The organism is Pseudomonas arvensis (genome assembly GCF_056688935.1).
On sequence record NZ_CP162038.1, the window covers coordinates 3,006,692 to 3,023,792 of the forward strand.

At 61.0% G+C, this 17,101-nt stretch carries 18 protein-coding genes; 14 read left to right on the forward strand and 4 right to left on the reverse strand.

Going from position 1 to position 17,101, the window contains the following annotated elements:
* The first annotated feature begins 31 nt into the window (after window positions 1-31).
* From AB3G88_RS13380 to AB3G88_RS13410, 7 genes are all read left to right on the forward strand, one after another.
* On the forward strand, window positions 32-1,090 hold the full coding sequence (locus AB3G88_RS13380) for an NAD(P)H-dependent flavin oxidoreductase (RefSeq protein ID WP_480454326.1): 1,059 nt from the start codon (window positions 32-34) through the stop codon (window positions 1,088-1,090).
* A gap of 118 nt (window positions 1,091-1,208) precedes the next feature.
* Entirely contained in the window at window positions 1,209-1,967 is a 759-nt protein-coding gene (modA, locus tag AB3G88_RS13385) for a molybdate ABC transporter substrate-binding protein (protein ID WP_480454327.1), read from the forward strand.
* Window positions 1,968-2,648, forward strand: coding sequence for a molybdate ABC transporter permease subunit (gene modB, locus AB3G88_RS13390; protein WP_099583044.1), 681 nt, complete (start codon window positions 1,968-1,970; stop codon window positions 2,646-2,648).
* A gap of 5 nt (window positions 2,649-2,653) precedes the next feature.
* Complete coding sequence (modC, locus tag AB3G88_RS13395; RefSeq protein WP_480454438.1) at window positions 2,654-3,733, forward strand: molybdenum ABC transporter ATP-binding protein; 1,080 nt, start codon at window positions 2,654-2,656, stop codon at window positions 3,731-3,733.
* A gap of 72 nt (window positions 3,734-3,805) precedes the next feature.
* Window positions 3,806-4,834 (forward strand): DNA topoisomerase IB, encoded by a 1,029-nt coding sequence (locus AB3G88_RS13400; RefSeq protein WP_480454329.1) that lies wholly within the window; start codon window positions 3,806-3,808, stop codon window positions 4,832-4,834.
* A 124-nt stretch (window positions 4,835-4,958) separates the two neighbouring features.
* Window positions 4,959-6,581, forward strand: coding sequence for an ABC-F family ATP-binding cassette domain-containing protein (locus AB3G88_RS13405; protein ID WP_480454330.1), 1,623 nt, complete (start codon window positions 4,959-4,961; stop codon window positions 6,579-6,581).
* A 69-nt stretch (window positions 6,582-6,650) separates the two neighbouring features.
* Entirely contained in the window at window positions 6,651-7,355 is a 705-nt protein-coding gene (locus tag AB3G88_RS13410) for a YoaK family protein (protein ID WP_191948148.1), read from the forward strand.
* A gap of 144 nt (window positions 7,356-7,499) precedes the next feature.
* On the opposite strand, the gene AB3G88_RS13415 is transcribed toward AB3G88_RS13410, so the two are convergent.
* The 4 genes from AB3G88_RS13415 to AB3G88_RS13430 all read right to left on the reverse strand — a co-directional run bounded on the left by AB3G88_RS13415 (window position 7,500) and on the right by AB3G88_RS13430 (window position 9,556).
* Window positions 7,500-7,853, reverse strand: a complete 354-nt coding sequence (locus AB3G88_RS13415) for a hypothetical protein (protein ID WP_099583047.1) — start codon at window positions 7,851-7,853, stop codon at window positions 7,500-7,502.
* Between the two features lie 170 nt (window positions 7,854-8,023).
* A complete protein-coding gene (locus tag AB3G88_RS13420) occupies window positions 8,024-8,335 on the reverse strand; it encodes an AzlD domain-containing protein (RefSeq protein ID WP_099583048.1) in 312 nt (103 codons plus the stop codon).
* On the reverse strand, window positions 8,332-9,027 hold the full coding sequence (locus AB3G88_RS13425; protein ID WP_099583050.1) for an AzlC family ABC transporter permease: 696 nt from the start codon (window positions 9,025-9,027) through the stop codon (window positions 8,332-8,334). The genes AB3G88_RS13420 and AB3G88_RS13425 overlap by 4 nt, the downstream gene beginning before the upstream one ends.
* A gap of 313 nt (window positions 9,028-9,340) precedes the next feature.
* Window positions 9,341-9,556 (reverse strand): hypothetical protein, encoded by a 216-nt coding sequence (locus tag AB3G88_RS13430; protein WP_112195350.1) that lies wholly within the window; start codon window positions 9,554-9,556, stop codon window positions 9,341-9,343.
* A gap of 227 nt (window positions 9,557-9,783) precedes the next feature.
* Here AB3G88_RS13430 and AB3G88_RS13435 point away from each other — a divergent pair, with 227 nt between their 5' ends.
* From AB3G88_RS13435 to AB3G88_RS13465, 7 genes are all read left to right on the forward strand, one after another.
* The gene (locus AB3G88_RS13435; RefSeq protein WP_480454333.1) at window positions 9,784-11,067 is read left to right on the forward strand and encodes an arsenic transporter; all 1,284 of its coding nucleotides are present in this window, start codon (window positions 9,784-9,786) and stop codon (window positions 11,065-11,067) included.
* Between the two features lie 13 nt (window positions 11,068-11,080).
* Window positions 11,081-11,551: an arsenate reductase ArsC gene (locus AB3G88_RS13440; RefSeq protein WP_191948146.1), complete on the forward strand. Its 471-nt coding sequence runs from the start codon at window positions 11,081-11,083 to the stop codon at window positions 11,549-11,551.
* Window positions 11,552-11,647: 96 nt separating this feature from the next.
* On the forward strand, window positions 11,648-12,439 hold the full coding sequence (locus AB3G88_RS13445) for an AraC family transcriptional regulator (protein ID WP_480454335.1): 792 nt from the start codon (window positions 11,648-11,650) through the stop codon (window positions 12,437-12,439).
* 73 nt (window positions 12,440-12,512) lie between these two features.
* Window positions 12,513-13,124 (forward strand): LysE family transporter, encoded by a 612-nt coding sequence (locus AB3G88_RS13450; protein WP_112195355.1) that lies wholly within the window; start codon window positions 12,513-12,515, stop codon window positions 13,122-13,124.
* Between the two features lie 317 nt (window positions 13,125-13,441).
* On the forward strand, window positions 13,442-13,735 hold the full coding sequence (locus AB3G88_RS13455; protein WP_112195357.1) for a hypothetical protein: 294 nt from the start codon (window positions 13,442-13,444) through the stop codon (window positions 13,733-13,735).
* Between the two features lie 232 nt (window positions 13,736-13,967).
* A complete protein-coding gene (mgtA, locus tag AB3G88_RS13460) occupies window positions 13,968-16,682 on the forward strand; it encodes a magnesium-translocating P-type ATPase (RefSeq protein WP_480454338.1) in 2,715 nt (904 codons plus the stop codon).
* Between the two features lie 65 nt (window positions 16,683-16,747).
* Window positions 16,748-17,095 carry a DUF2493 domain-containing protein gene (locus tag AB3G88_RS13465; protein ID WP_400524475.1) on the forward strand — a complete coding sequence of 116 codons (348 nt, stop codon included), beginning with the start codon at window positions 16,748-16,750 and terminating at the stop codon, window positions 17,093-17,095.
* The last annotated feature ends 6 nt before the right edge of the window (window positions 17,096-17,101 follow it).

Consider the following 17,101-nt stretch of genomic DNA (forward strand, 5'->3'; position numbering starts at 1 on the left):
AAAAGTCCGACGACCGCTGGAGACGCATCCCATGAGCACCTGGCCAGACACGCGCATTCTCGACCTATTGGGCATCGACCTGCCCATCATCCAAGCGCCTATGGCCGGCGCCACTTCCGCCGCTATGGTCATCGCGGCCTGCGAAGCTGGAGCACTCGGTTCGATGCCTGCTGCGACACTGAACATCGAACAACTGCGCGAGGCCCTTGCGACCATCCGCCAGGCCAGCAAGCGCCCCATCAACGTCAACTTCTTCTGCCACCAACCGCCTGCAGTGGACGTAGCACGGGATCGCCGCTGGAAGGCTTTGCTGGAGCCTTACTACCACGAGCTGGGCGCAGACTTTGATGCGCCCACCCCGGTCAGTGACCGCGCTCCGTTCAATGACGCCGCCTGCCAGGTGGTGGAAGAATTCCGGCCCGAAGTCGTCAGCTTTCACTTCGGCCTGCCGGAAAAAACCTTGCTGGATCGGGTAAAAGCCACTGGCGCCAAGGTGCTGTCGTCGGCCACCACCGTGGAAGAGGCCGTCTGGCTGGAACAGCACGGCTGCGACGCGATCATCGCCATGGGCAGTGAAGCTGGCGGTCATCGGGGCTTGTTCCTCAGCGACGACCTCAACACCCAGATCGGCCTGTTCGCCCTGCTACCCCAGGTTGTCGACGCCGTTAACGTGCCAGTGATTGCCGCCGGAGGCATTGGCGATGCACGGGGCATTGTCGCGGCATTTGCCCTGGGCGCTAGCGCGGTACAGATTGGCACCGCGTATCTATTCACCCCTGAAGCGACGGTCAGCGCGTCCCATCACCATGCACTGCGCCATGCCCAGGCCAGCGAAACCGCGCTGACCAACCTGTTCACCGGCCGCCCGGCGCGGGGCATCGTCAACCGTGTGATGCGTGAACTGGGTGCAATCAACCCGACAGCTCCCGCGTTTCCGCGTGCTGGCGGTGCATTGATGCCGCTCAAGGCCAGGGACGAAGCCGGGTTCAGCAATCTCTGGTCGGGCCAGGCATTGCGCCTTGGCAAAGACGCAACCACCTATGACCTGACCCGCGAGCTGGCGGAACACGCGCTGGCCAAACTCAAATAGTCCAGACATCGGTGGCAACTTTGCGCTGTACCGGCGATGGCTAACCGCTATATATTCCCATACATAGCGGTTAGCCCTTCTACCTATAACACGCCGTACATCTCCAAGGAGCTGCTCCATGATGATTCACGCCTCACGCCTGGCCGTGTTGGTCGCTGCGTTCGCTTTCGGTTCGGCCCACGCCGATGAAGTGCAGGTGGCCGTCGCTGCCAACTTCACCGCACCGATCCAGGCGATTGCCGCCGATTTTGAAAAAGACACCGGTCACAAACTGGTCGCGGCCTACGGCGCCACGGGCCAGTTCTACACCCAGATCAAGAACGGCGCGCCGTTCGAAGTGTTCCTGAGCGCCGACGACACCACTCCGCAAAAACTCGAAAGCGAAGGTGATACCGTCAAAGGCTCGCGCTTCACCTACGCCGTGGGCACCCTCGCGCTGTGGTCGGCCAAAGAAGGCTATGTAGACGCCAAAGGCGACGTCTTGAAGAGCAACGATTTCAAGCACCTGTCCATCGCCAACCCGAAAGCCGCGCCCTACGGCCTGGCCGCCACCCAGGTACTGGCGAAAGAAGGCCTGAGCGAGAAGGTCAAGGACAAGCTCGTCGAAGGCCAGAACATCACCCAGGCCTTCCAGTTTGTATCCACCGGCAACGCCGAGTTGGGTTTTGTCGCCTTGTCGCAGATCTATAAAGACGGCAAAGTCACCAGCGGTTCGGCGTGGATCGTTCCGGCGTCCATGCACGATCCGATCAAACAGGACGCGGTAATCCTGAACAAAGGCAAAGACAGCGCTGCTGCCAAAGCGCTGGTCGAGTACCTCAAAGGACCAAAAGCCGCTGCCGTTATCAAGTCCTACGGTTACGAGCTGGCCAAGTAAATGCCCCTATCGAGTGCCGATTTTTCCGCTATCTGGTTGACCATCAAGCTCGCGTCGCTGACCACCGTGATCCTGCTGGTCATCGGCACGCCGATTGCGTTGTGGCTGTCGCGCACCCAATCGTGGTGGCGCGGCCCGATTGGCGCCATTGTGGCCCTGCCGTTGGTGTTGCCGCCGACGGTGATCGGTTTCTACCTGCTGTTGACCATGGGGCCAAATGGCTACTTCGGCCAGTTCACCCAATGGCTGGGCCTGGGCACCCTCACCTTCAGCTTTGCCGGGCTGGTGATTGGTTCGGTGATCTATTCCATGCCGTTTGTGGTGCAGCCGTTGCAAAACGCGTTTTCCGCCATCGGCACTCGCCCACTGGAAGTGGCCGCGACCCTGCGCGCCAATCCCTGGGACACTTTTTTTACGGTGATCCTGCCCCTGGCGCGACCAGGCTTTATCACGGCCTCGATCCTCGGATTTGCCCACACCGTCGGTGAGTTCGGCGTGGTGCTGATGATCGGCGGCAATATCCCGGACAAGACCCGCGTGGTCTCGGTGCAGATCTACGACCATGTCGAAGCCATGGAATACGCCCAGGCCCATTGGCTGGCCGGCGCCATGGTGGTATTTGCGTTCCTCGTGTTGCTGGCGCTGTACTCCAGCCGTAAAACCAGGATGGGCTGGAGCTGATGTCGATGATTGATGTACGCCTGCAACTCCGTTATTCCGGGTTTGCGCTGGACGTGGACCTGCATCTGCCAGGCCGTGGCGTGACCGCGCTGTACGGGCATTCCGGCTCCGGCAAGACTACCTGCCTGCGCTGCATCGCCGGGCTTGAACGCGCCGAAAATGGTTTCATCCAGATCAACGATTACGTGTGGCAAGACAGCCGCAGCGGGTTGTTCGTACCGCCCCATAAACGCGCGCTGGGTTACGTCTTCCAGGAGGCCAGCCTGTTCGCGCATTTGTCGGTGCGAGCCAACCTGGAGTTCGGCCTCAAGCGCATTCCCCGCCTACAGCGCCGGGTGGATATGGCCCAGGCCACGGCGCTATTGGGGATTGGTCACCTGTTGGAGCGCAACCCGCTGCACTTGTCCGGCGGTGAACGCCAGCGCATCGGCATCGCCCGTGCCTTGCTCACCAGCCCGAAACTGCTGTTGATGGATGAACCGCTGGCCGCCCTCGACAGCCAGCGCAAAAACGAAATCCTGCCGTACCTGGAACGCCTGCACGATGAGCTGGATATTCCGGTGCTGTACGTCAGCCACGCCCAGGATGAGGTCGCACGCCTAGCCGACCATATCGTCCTGCTCAGTGACGGCAAGGCCCTGGCCAGCGGACCGATTGGCGAAACCCTGGCGCGGCTCGACTTGCCGCTGGCACGGGGCGACGATGCCGGTGTGGTGATCAACGGCACGGTCACTGCCTACGACGCGCATTACCAGTTGCTGACCCTGCATCTGCCGGGCAGCGCCTTGTCCATGCGCGTGGCCCATGCACCGATGGCCGTGGGCCATGCGCTGCGGGTCAAGGTGCAGGCACGGGACGTGAGCCTCAGCCTGCAAGGGTCGGAACCGAGCAGCATCCTCAACCGCTTGCCAGTAACGGTGATCCAGGAAACGCCCGCAGACAACAGCGCCCATGTATTGGTGCGCCTGGAAGCCGAGGGCACGCCATTGCTGGCGCGCATCACGCGCTTCTCCCGCGACCAGTTGCAACTGCATCCGGGCCAGACGCTGTGGGCACAGATCAAGGCAGTCGCGGTGCTGGCGTAAGCATTTGGCACGACCGCACAGCGCTGCGGTCAATCAGACATACCGGCCTGATTTGTTGCCAAGGAACCCGCCATGCCCGACTCCGCGATCCCCGCCGACCTGCCCCGCGACCTGCATTATGTTGACGACACCCAACCCGGCATTCGCCGCAAGCGGGTGCGCGGCAAGTTCCAGTACTTCAATGCCAAGGGTGAGCGCCTTGACGACGACGAGGAAATCAAGCGTATCAACGCCCTCGCCGTCCCGCCCGCCTACACCGATGTGTGGATCTGCGCCGACCCGCGTGGCCATCTGCAAGCCACCGGGCGCGACGCTCGTGGACGCAAGCAGTATCGCTACCACCCGCGCTGGCGCGAAGTCCGTGACACCGACAAATACTCACGCCTGCAAGCGTTCGGTCGCGCACTGCCCAAGTTGCGCAAGCAGTTGGAGGCCCAACTGGCCGAGCCTGGCTTTACCCGCGAAAAAGTCCTGGCCACCGTGGTGATGCTGCTGGACGCTACCTTGATCCGCGTCGGCAATACCCAATACGCCCGCGACAACAAATCCTACGGTTTGACCACCCTGCGCAACCGCCATGTGGACATCAATGGCAGCGAGATACAGTTCCAGTTTCGCGGCAAAAGTGGCGTGGAGCATCAGGTCAGCGTCAAGGACCGGCGCCTGGCCAACGTGGTCAAGCGCTGCATGGAATTGCCGGGGCAGGACCTGTTCCAGTACCTGGACGCAGACGGCGAACGACACACCGTCAGTTCCCATGATGTAAACGCCTACTTGCACAGCCTCACCGGCGCCGATTTCACCGCCAAGGACTATCGCACCTGGGCCGGTACCGCCCTGGCGCTGGCGGTGTTGCGCGAGTTGGAATGGCAGCCGGAATCCGACGCCAAACGGCATGTGGTGGCGATGGTCAAGGACGTTGCCCGGCAGTTGGGGAATACACCAGCGGTGTGCCGAAAATGCTACATACACCCGGCGGTATTGGAGCATTTCAGCCTGGGCGAGCTGTCCAGATTGCCCAAGCCGCGGGTGCGCAAAGGGCTCAAGGCAGAGGAAGTCGCGCTGGCCATGTTCCTTGAACAGCTCGCCGAGGCGAGTTAGGCTTTACCTCCTTTCTGCCCCACGGGATGACCGCCGACGTGAACCACTAAGCCTTCCAGAATGTACCTGCAACGAGCCGCCTGGCGTGCTTGTTGGCCTGTTCGACATTGCTTTGGAGGTGCTGATGACTCACGTCAACCGGCTGCCCGCTTTGGTTTCCCTGCAACACCTGTACTTCCAGTTCGCCAATGGCGAAACCCTGCTGGAAGACCTCACCCTGTCCATCGACCCTACGCCCACCGGCATCGTGGGGCGCAATGGCTGTGGCAAAAGTATCCTCGCGAGGTTGATCGCCGGCGAGTTGTCACCCTCCTGCGGCACGCTGGATCGCCGGGCGAGCGTGGCGTTTGTGCCTCAGGCCGTGGTGGTCGAGCCGGGCGATACGGTCGCCAGCCTCACAGGAACCGCTGACACCTTGGCGGCACTGGATCGTATGGCCAGGGGCACCGCCAGTGTGGATGACCTGGCGACGATCGATGAACGCTGGGACCTCGCGGACCGTTTGCGCAGCGCTTTGGATACAGCGGGATTGTCGCAGCTGAGTGTCGACACGCCTGCCGAGCAACTCAGCGGCGGACAACTGGCCCGGGTTGCGATCATCGGTGCGCTGCTGTCTGCGCCGCAGTTGCTGGTGCTTGATGAGCCTAGCAACCACCTCGACAGCGCGGGCCGCACCTGGCTGCTGCGGGTTCTGGCTGATTGGCCTGGCAGCCTGGTGGTGGTAAGTCATGATCGACAGTTGCTCAACCGCATGGGGCGCATCATTGAGCTGTCGCCCCTTGGCGTGCGTGTGTATGGCGGCAATTACGACGCCTATCGCGTGCAGCGTGATGCCCAACAGCAGGCCTCTGCCGCCGCATTGGAGCACGCACGCCTGGAGCGCAGTCGCGAACGCAAGCGCCTGCAAAAGGGCCACGACAGCCTGCAACGCAATGCCGCCCACTCTCGCAAACAGGCGCAAGCCGCCAACGTCGACCGTTTCACCAAGGCGCGCTGGAAAAGCGCCGCTACCCACATCGTCAGCACCGTGCGTAGCGCTCACCAGCACAGCAAGGAGCATCTGGACAGCCAGGTGCGCGAGGCCTACGAGCAGGTGCAGGATGAGTCGACGATTTTGTTGACGTTACCTGCGTCGGTCGTGCCCAGCGGGCGCACCGTCGCGACCTTAGTCGATGCTCAACTGCCATGGCTGCCCGCGAGTTGCGTCAACCTCCACCTCACGGGCCCGGTACGTGTCGCCGTGCATGGGCCGAACGGTTGCGGTAAGTCCACGCTGCTCAAAGTCTTGGCTGGCCAATGGCAAGCGGTCGCAGGGGAATGCAGCGTGCATGTGCCCAGTGCCTATATCGATCAGCATCTGGGCTTGCTGGACAATCATCGCTCGATCATCGAGCAGCTCAACCTGTTGGGTACGCCGCTGACCGAAGCCGAGCTGCGCACGCGCTTGGCCTTGCTGCAACTGGACGCGCTGCGCGTGATCCAACCGGTCGCGCAACTCAGCGGCGGCGAACGCCTGAAAGCCGCCATGGCAATCGCCCTGTGGCGCCATGTGCCGGCGCAACTGTTGCTGCTCGACGAACCCAGCAATCACCTGGACCTGGAATCAGTGACGGCTTTCGAGCAGGCGCTGCAAGGGTTTGGCGGAGCGATGGTGGTGGTGTCCCATGATGCGGCGTTTGTGCAGGCGATCCGGCCGACCCACCGGTTGCGCTTGACGCCGGATGGCTGGCGACTGGACGCTGCCTGAGGTCATTGCGTGTGGGCGCAAAGCGTCCTACCGTAGTGGCCGGATAATCTCACCGAGGAACCCGGCCCTATGCTGCCTTCGTCCCGCAAGCCTTACGCCAATGCTGCACTCGCCCATCGACAGCGTTGGCGCGGCCGAGTCGGCTTGATGCTGGTGGCCAGTCTTTCGGTGTTGGCCGGTATGACCGATGCCATCGGCTTTATGGCCAGCGGCGATTTTGTTTCGTTCATGAGCGGCAACACCACGCGCCTGGCCGTAGCGATCAGCGCAGGCGATCTGGGGCTGACGGGGCGCTTGTTATTGCTGGTCGCCACCTTCGTGGTTGGCAACGCATTGGGCGTGGTGGTCAGTCGCTTTGGCCGGCGGCATACGCTGCCTTTGCTGTTATGTATCGCGGCTTTTTTGTGCGCGGGTGCGCTGTGGCCATCAGACGATACCTTGCCCGCGCTGCTGGCGGCGATCATCGCAATGGGCATGCTCAATGCGGCCGTCGAAGAGGTCAACGGTTTGCCCGTGGGCCTTACCTATGTCACCGGGGCGCTGTCACGCTTTGGTCGTGGCCTGGGTCGCTGGATGCTGGGGGAAAGGCGTAACGGCTGGCGGGTGCAGTTGATCCCGTGGAGCGGCATGTTTGTGGGTGCAGTCATTGGCGCGTTGCTGGAGCAGCACATGGGCCTGAAGGCGTTGCTGGTCAGCAGTGGGTTGGCTGGGGTGTTGGGGCTGGTATCGCTGAAGATTCCGCGTCGCTGGCACTTGGGATTTATGCCGCGATAAGGGCTAAAGATGCTCGCCCGACGGTATGGCCTCGACGTCCGTGTACCGGTAAAGAGCCATCACGCCGGGCAAGCGGTGGGAATAATAAGCCAATGTCCGGCGGCTGTCCCGCCGGGCGTTTCCTAAAAACACTAAGGCAACGGATTACAGACAAGTCGCCAGCGCTGCCAATCGACGTTTGGCGGGCATCGTGTCTTCGCCGGCGTAGTACTTGATGGACGATCCTGCACCGGCACTTTGCACATCGGCGAAGTAATCCCCGCCCCTGGTATAGACGGTGAAACCACCGGCGCCATTCGGCTCCTTGAAGCCACTGGCATCGACGCCGTAGACGCTTTCATCCTGCCAGCCAAATTGAATGCACTCGGCAACCACCACCGTGGCCTTGTCCGATGCCAGGGTCTTGTAGGGCGCTCCCGAGCGCGCTTCGTTCATCTTCGAACCTGCGCAGCCGGCCAGTGCTGCCACGACCAATGCGCCTATAACCACCTTGTGCATGCCATCGCCTCCTTGAAAAAAAACGCGACTGTAGCATTGCCGCGCAACTGACTGGCGCCTGGATGAATTTTGTTTCACGGTGACGCAGGCGAACGCCACCTATAGTGGCCTGGCTCATTTTTGAAGACTCCCTTCTGCCCGCCCTCCCGCGGGCTTTTTTCGTCTGCGCGTCAGAGCCACCAACGGAACAGATAAAACAGCGCCATGCTCAGCACGACCGTGAGCAGCACATTGCGTGTCCAGAACATCAACGCGACCGCACTGATACCCGCCAGCAAATACGGGTTGGCCGGGCTGAGGTTGAGCTGGTGGTCGGCAAGAAAAATAATCGGCCCGCAAATCGCTGTCAGCATCCCCGGCACCGCAAACCCGAGAAACTCCCGCGCGCCACGGTTGAGGCGTACCGGCAGGCGAGGTTCGATAAACAGGTAGCGGTTGAGAAACACCACCAGGCCCATGGCCACAATCATCAGGTAAATCATGGCTGCCCTACTCCCAGTCGCTTGCAGATAAAGCCTGCGCTCATGCCCAACACGCCGGACACCACCACAGCTGACTCCCAGTGCAGGAAGCTCAGCCACACTGAACAGAGCAATGACACCGCTACGCAGACCACTGTCGGCACATCCCGCACTACGGGGGTGATCAAGGCAATGAAAGTCGCGGCAATGGAAAACTCCAGGCCCAGTTGATCGAGACCGGGAATGCTTTTGCCCAGCACAATGCCAGCCAGGGTGAACAGGTTCCAGATGATATAAAACGTCAGGCCGACGCCCAAGGCATACCAGCGATTGAAGGTCTGGCGGTCATAGTGGCTGACCAGGGCGAAGAACTCGTCGGTGAGCAGGAACCCCAGGCTCATGCGCCAACGGCTATCAAGTGCCGACAACGTTGGACGCATATGCATGCCGTACAGCAAATGCTGGGACGTCAGCAGCAACGTGGTCAGTACGATGGAAATCAGGCTGGCACCGCTCTTGACCATGCCAATGGCCACCAGTTGTGCGGCACCGGCAAACACAATGGCGGAGAGGCCTTGGGCCTGCAGCGGGGTGAATTGTGCATCGATGGCCATGGAACCGGCCAACAACCCCCAGGGTGCACAGGCCAACGACAAGGGAATCACTGCAATTGCGCCGCGGGAAAACGCGTGGAGAGGCAAGGCATTGGGCATCTGAAACAGGCTCGTCGGCTGGGGGTCGCCAAGCATGCCTGCCGGTATCAAGATTGTCTTGAACGATATTGCGCGCATCCGCTGTACGCGGGACTGCCCGTTGGGGGGCTATAGCGTCGGCATTGAAGGCTGCATCACAGCAGGCGATAAACCAGCCTGTTGCGCGGTCGGTGTGGATGGCAGATGGGAAAACGCGATGGGAGGTAGCATGTCAACACCTATCGGGTTCAGGAATGTCCTCATCCGATTGGCGATTTCACCGGCACTGGTTCCTATGAATAGTTAACCGAATATGGACGACTGCACTGCCCCATCACGCCAGTTTGACCGACACCCATTCGACCGAATCGCGCGCCTCACGCAGCTCGTAAGCATCCTGATTAAGCCGGTGAATGGTATTGAGCAGGCGCTGGCGTAGCACTTCATCGCCGAGTTTCTCGACGGCGCGCATCAGGTCGAACGCCGCGGTTTCGTTATTTTCCGCGACGGAATCCAAGGTCTTGCGCAGGTTACGAGTGGCACGGGGCACGCGGGGTCTTCCTTCTTCAGCAATGGGCGGGCACTTTAGGACATTCGTGTTTCATTTTAATTTCAATCACTTGTGGCTGAGTTGCCGGTGTTTGAGCCAGGTCAATTTGAAACAAAGTTTGGCTGAAATATGGGGAAATACGTATATTCCCTAACCGCCATACAACTCCCCATGGTTGCAGACCACTACGGGCCAGCATCGCTGCTGAGCTGCCGGAGCGTTAATTCATGCTTGTCGCCGTTGCCATTTTCATCGTCACCATCATCCTGGTCATCTGGCAGCCCAAGGGCCTCGGCGTTGGCTGGAGCGCAACCCTCGGCGCGATTCTGGCCCTGGCCTGCGGCGCGGTCAGCCTGGGCGATATCCCGGTGGTGTGGCACATCATCTGGAACGCCACCGGTACGTTTGTCGCGCTGATCATCATCAGCCTGTTGCTGGATGAAGCCGGGTTCTTTGCCTGGACCGCCCTGCATGTGGCGCGCTGGGGCCGTGGGCGTGGTCGGCGGTTGTTTGCCTATATGGTGCTGCTCGGTGCGCTGGTATCGGCGCTGTTTGCCAACGACGGCGCGGCGCTGATCCTTACCCCCATTGTCATGTCGATGCTGCTGGCCCTGCGTTTTTCACCGGCGGCCACCCTGGCGTTTGTCATGGGCGCAGGGTTTATCGCCGATACGGCAAGCCTGCCGCTGGTGGTGTCGAACCTGGTGAATATCGTATCGGCGGACTACTTCAAGATCGGCTTCAACGAATACGCGGCAGTGATGGTGCCGGTCAACCTCGTCAGCGTCGCGGCCACCCTCGCCATATTGCTGTGGTTCTTCCGCCGCGACATCCCGCACACCTACGACCCCGCCGACCTTGCAGACCCCGCCAGCGCCATCCATGACCGAGCCACCTTCCGTGCCGGCTGGTGGGTGCTGGGGATCCTGTTGATCGGCTGCTTTGCACTGGAACCGCTGGGCATTCCGATCAGCGCGATTTCTGCGGTATGCGCTGTGCTCCTGCTGGTGATCGCCGCCAAGGGCCACAAGATCTCCACGCGCAAAGTGCTGAAGGAAGCTCCGTGGCAGATCGTGGTCTTTTCCCTGGGCATGTATCTGGTGGTCTACGGCTTGCGTAACGCTGGCCTCACCACCTACCTGGCGACCTGGCTTGATACCTTTGCCACTTACGGTGTCTGGGGCGCGGCCATGGGCACCGGGGTACTGACGGCCTTGCTGTCCTCGGCGATGAACAACCTCCCGACGGTCTTGATCGGCGCGCTGTCCATCGAGTCCAGCCATGCCGTGGGCGTGGTCAAGGACGCGATGATCTACGCCAACGTGATCGGCAGCGACCTGGGCCCGAAAATCACCCCCATCGGCAGCCTGGCCACCCTGCTATGGCTGCATATCCTTGCACGCAAAGGCATCACCATCACCTGGGGCTACTACTTCAAGGTCGGGATTGTGCTGACCTTGCCGGTGCTGCTGATCACCCTCGCCGCCCTCGCGTTGCGCCTGAGTGTCTGACGGAGAGACTGCAATGAAAGTCCTGTTCATGTGCACCGCCAACAGCTGCCGCAGCATCTTGTCCGAAGCAGTGTTCAACCACCTCGCACCGCCAGGTTTCGAGGCCATCAGCTCAGGCAGTTTTCCCAAGGGCGAGGTGCTGCCGCGCAGCCTGAGCACCCTGCAGGCAGCGGGCATCAGTACCGAAGGGTTGTACAGCAAGGGCAACGACGCCTTTGAAGGCAGCCCACCGGATTTGGTTATCACCGTCTGCGACAAGGCCGCCGGCGAAGCCTGCCCGGTGTATTTCGGGCCGGCGCTCAAGGCGCACTGGGGGTTAGAGGACCCGTCGGATGTGCACGGCGATGAAGCTTGCGTGGACGCGGCGTTCAAGGCCACGCTCACGATCATCGAACGTCGCTGCCAGGCGTTTTTCGCCCTGCCGTTTGCCTGTCTCGATCCTGCCCGACTAAAGGTCGAGTTATCCCGTATCGCCGCGTTGTAGCGGGAGAACGCAATGACTCACACGGGTCAATCAATAGTCGATCTGGCCCGTGCTGCCAGCGTATGCTCATGCCCACTTCCTGACTGAGCTTGCGCAATGAGCACGATGCAACACGCCTGGCTGGGCCACTACGAAGTCAGCAGCACCGTCTGCACCGGCCTGACCTTCGCCCGCCACAGCCATGACGAATGTGTGATCGGCGTAAACCTGGTCGGCGAGGAAAAAGTCTGGCTGGACCGCCGGGAGTTCGACGCCGGGCCGGGCAGCATTACCCTGTACAACCCTGGGCAGATTCAAGGCGGTGGTGCGGCGGATGGCGCACCGTGGCAGTTCGTCAGCCTTTATGTCACTGCGGATCAATTAGCAGCGGACCTGGGCTTGGCGCATCTGGAGTTTGATCGCTCGTTATGTGTTCAACCACTGCTCGCGCAACGCCTGGCAGCGGTGGTGAAAGGCGCGTTGTGCGCTGATTCGCTGGTCCGTGACCTGAATGAAGACGCCATGGTCGTGATGCTCGGTGAGGTGGTTGCCATGAGCGGCGTACGCCTGCCCGGCAGTACGGCGACAGGTAAAGCCATGGTCCTGCGTGCACAGGAGTTGCTGGCCGAGCACCTGCATCACTCGCTGCCCTTGGACCACCTCGGCGACGAGTTGGGGCTGTCCAAATTCCACCTGCTACGGGCCTTCCAAAAAGAGACCGGACTCAGCCCTCGCCAGTGGGCCATGCAACTGCGCACCCGCCGTGCGAAGGGGTTATTGCGTAACGGCGCCGCCGCGTCGGACGTCGCCCAGGACCTGGGGTTTGCCGACCAGAGCCACCTCAATCGGCATTTTCGCGCGGCGTACGGCATGACTCCGGGTCGTTACCAGAGCGCAGTGAAACGCTGAGCAGCGCAATCTGGTTCAAGACAGCCTTCGCCCCGCGCCTCACACTGCCCCCCTCATTTGAAGGATCGCGGGCATGCTGACAATCTTTTTCTACGCGCTGGTATTCGGTTTTGTGTTTTGCCTGTCCCCTGGCGCCGTGTTGGCGGAGACCTTGCGACGAGGGCTGCTGCACGGCTTTACCCCTGCGCTGATGGTGCAGATCGGCTCGCTGGTCGGTGATGCTGTCTGGGCCGTTATCGGCCTGACCGGCATTGCCCTGCTTATCCAGCATGACGCCGTGCGTGTGCCGCTGACCGTTGTCTGCGCGCTGTACCTGGCGTGGCTCGGCGTACGCAGCCTGATCGATGCGTGGCAGTTACCAGAAGCCGGCAACGCACCGGCCAGTTCCGGACAGAATGCCTTGGCGGTGGGCGCGGCGATTTCCCTGGCTAATCCGAAAAACATTGTTTACTGGGGCGCGCTGGGCAGTGCGTTGTCCGGCATCGTCGGCGCCACGCCCAGTCATGGGCAAACCCTGATGTTTTTTGCCGGCTTCATGCTGGCATCGGTGTTGTCCTGTTTTCTGATCGCAGCGCTGGTGAACCTGTTGCGCAAGAATGCTTCGCCCCTGTGGCAACGTATCAGTTATGGCACCTGCGGGTTGGTATTGATCTATCTGGCGATTCTCGCGGCACGAGGTATATGAAGTTATATATCGCGTAACTTCCAGCGCCTCTCGCCTGAATAAACTCTGAACACTGGGTAATTTAATTAATCATGCGTTGACATTTTGTAAGCGCCTGAGTAGATTGCCCCTGCCCGCAACTGGGGCCTTTTTTAAACCTCACAAAAGAAGCCAATGGACACAGTATCTAGTCGCTGTCCGAGCACCGCGTTTGCGGGCGTCGGGCGCCAAACCCAGAATATGACAGGACTCGCCTCCCCGGTCCGGTAAGCTGCGCTAGAGCTTGATGCTCCACCGTAACTGCCTCGCCGGATGCCCGTCCGGTCCCGAGGTGTGTTATGACCTTCCAACTCCTTGTTTTGCCTGATGTACGCACGCTAGCCGCAGCCCTGCGCGCCAAGCTGTGCCGGGCGCCCGCAGGCTTTGCCCCGGCCCGCCCGACCTTTGTTGCACCCTCCCCTCAAGTGTATCCAGCGCGCCCGCTGGCGCACTGGCGTATCTGCCCGCAAAGCGGCCAATTGGTGCAGCAGTGGGACCACGCCGACCCTCAAGACCCGCAGAGACCGAAGGTTTCCAGCCTGGAGCAAGCCAGCTTGATGCTCGGTCTGTATGTGAGCGCTCGCGCCGCCTGAGCTGGCTGGAAACAGCAACTTTCTTATTAATACCCTGGAGTTCTTTATGAACTTATCCAGTCGTAGCCCGCTGCGTGTTAGTTAACTAACACGCTGTTGGCGGGCGCTGTAGAAATGATGTGAATACTTTATTTAAACCGATCGCCAAGTGCGGCCCGGCATGCTGTTGCTCGCCTGTAATCAGGTAAGTACCGGTATGTTTTGTCGAGAGCCGGCGACAGGAGTACAAACAATGAGCGCCGTAAAAAATACGCCACTGAACAAGAAAAAAGGCACCGACGAAGGCACCAGACTGTCGATGCGTGCCGCCCGCGAAGCCCACAACGGCCTGCAAGCCACCCTCGCCAACGTTCGTGCCACCCAGGATGGACTGACCGAACTGGACGCCTCTGCGCGCCTGCAACGGGAAGGCTATAACGAAGTTGCCCACGACAAGCCGCCCCACGCACTCATCCAGTTCCTGCACGCACTGAACAACCCGTTCATCTACGTACTACTGACCCTGGGCGCCATCAGCTTCTTTACCGATTGCTGGCTGCCGATGCAGGCAGGTGAAGACGCTGACCCGACCAAAGTCATCATTATCATGACCATGGTCCTGCTCAGCAGCCTGCTGCGCTTCTGGCAGGAGCACCGCTCGGCCAAATCCGCCGAGGCCTTGAAAGCCATGGTCCGCACCACCGCTACCGTGCTGCGCCGTGAGCAGGTGGGCAGCCAACCGACCCTGCGCGAAGTGCCGATGCGCGACCTGGTGGCCGGCGATATCGTGCAGCTTTCGGCCGGTGACATGATCCCCGCCGACATCCGCCTGATCGAATCCCGCGATCTGTTTATCAGCCAGGCCGTGCTCACCGGCGAAGCCTTGCCGGTGGAAAAGTACGACACCCTGGGCGACGTCACGCAAAAATCCGCCGGCCCGGTGAGCGCCGATCAAGGCAACCTGCTGGACCTGCCAAACATTTGTTTCATGGGCACCAACGTGGTCAGCGGCCGGGCCAGGGCCGTGGTGGTGGCCACCGGAGCGCGTACATATTTCGGCTCCCTGGCCAAGGCGATTGTTGGCTCACGGGTGCAGACCGCGTTCGACCGTGGAGTGAACAGCGTCAGCTGGCTGCTGATCCGGTTCATGCTGGTGATGGTGCCGATCGTGTTCTTCCTCAACGGTTTCTCCAAAGGTGACTGGGGCGACGCCTTCCTGTTCGCCCTGGCGGTGGCCGTGGGCCTCACCCCGGAAATGCTGCCGATGATCGTCAGCGCCAACCTGGCCAAGGGCGCCACGGCCATGGCCAAGCGCAAAGTGGTGGTCAAGCGCTTGAATGCGATCCAGAACTTCGGCTCCATGGATGTGTTGTGCACCGACAAGACCGGCACCCTGACCCAGGACAAAATCATCCTCGAACACCACGTCAACGCCTTTGGCCAGCGCGATGATGCCGTGCTGTCCCTGGCCTGGCTCAACAGCTATCACCAGAGCGGCATGAAAAATCTGATGGACCAGGCGGTGGTGCAGTTTTCAGAACAGAACCCGAAATTCCAGGTGCCGTTTGCCTACAGCAAGGTCGATGAATTGCCCTTCGACTTTGTCCGCCGTCGCCTGTCCATCGTGGTCAAGGACGCGGCCGACGACCATCTGCTGGTGTGCAAAGGCGCGGTGGAAGAGATGCTCGGCATTGCCACCCATGTGCTGGACGCCGGCGCCGCCGTGCCATTGGATGAACGCCGCCGCAAGGAACTGCTGGCGATTGCCAACGATTACAACGAAGACGGCTTTCGGGTGCTGGTGGTGGCGACTCGCACGATCCCCAAGGCGCTGGCACGCCAGCAGTACACCACCGGCGATGAACGCAACCTGGTGATCCAGGGGTTCCTGACCTTCCTCGATCCACCCAAGGAAACCGCCGGCCCTGCGATTGCTGCACTGCAACAGATCGGCGTAGCGGTCAAAGTGCTGACCGGCGACAACGCGGTGGTCACCAGCAAGATCTGCCGTCAGGTCGGCCTTGAGCCCGGCCGGCCGCTGCTGGGGGTGGAGATCGAATTGATGGACGACGCCAGCCTGGCACGTCACGTTGAAGAACGTACGGTGTTCGCCAAGCTCACGCCGCTGCAGAAGTCCCGTGTGCTCAAGGCCCTGCAAGCAAACGGCCACACCGTGGGTTTTCTCGGTGACGGCATCAACGATGCCCCGGCCCTGCGCGATGCCGACGTCGGCATCTCGGTGGACAGCGGCACCGACATCGCCAAGGAATCGGCCGACATCATCCTCCTGGAAAAGAGCCTGATGGTGCTGGAAGAAGGCGTGCTCAAGGGCCGCGAAACCTTCGGCAATATCATGAAGTACCTGAACATGACCGCCAGCTCCAACTTCGGCAATGTGTTCTCGGTGCTGGTGGCCAGTGCCTTCATCCCCTTCATGCCGATGCTGGCAATCCACTTGCTGCTGCAAAACCTGATGTACGACATCTCCCAGTTGGCGTTGCCGTGGGACAAGATGGACAAGGAATACCTGGCTCAGCCACGCAAGTGGGATGCGAAAAACATCGGTCGTTTCATGCTGTGGATCGGGCCGACCTCGTCGATCTTCGACATCACCACCTTTGCGCTGATGTGGTACGTGTTCGCCGCCAACAGCGTCGAGATGCAGACTCTGTTCCAGTCCGGCTGGTTTATCGAAGGCCTGCTTTCGCAAACCCTCGTGGTGCATATGTTGCGCACCCGCAAGATCCCGTTCTTCCAGAGCACAGCCGCCTGGCCGGTGTTGATGATGACCTGCGTGGTGATCGTGCTGGGGATCTACGTGCCGTTCTCGCCGCTGGGTACCCTGGTGGGCTTGCAACCGCTGCCGCTGGCGTACTTCCCATGGCTGGTGGGCACCTTGGTCAGCTACTGCTGCGTGGCCCAACTGATGAAAACGATCTACATCCGCCGCTTCAAGCAGTGGTACTGATCACCCCTGCCGTTTAAACGGCGGCGGTCGCCGGGCCGCCGCCGTGCCTCACAAGGAACCGGACTATGCGCATCTTGATCTGTGCAGGTCGTCATTACGCCGACACCAAGAAGTCCCGCCACGTGCTGGACGCTTACCACCGCCTGCACCCGGTGCAGGTATTGATCCACGGCGGCAACCAGTTCCTCGGCAGTGACATCGAGGAATGGGCCCGGGAAATCGGGATCGACGTGGTGCGTTACCCGCCCAACTGGCAACGCCATGGCAAGCAGGCCGAACGCCAGCGCAACCACTTCATGCTGACCGACAGCCGCCCGGATGTGGTCATCGCCCTGCCGGGTGGTGAGGACACATCGGAGCTGGTCTGCCAGGCCAAAGCCAGCGGCATTGCGGTGCTGACTGTAGAAAGCTGAACTCAA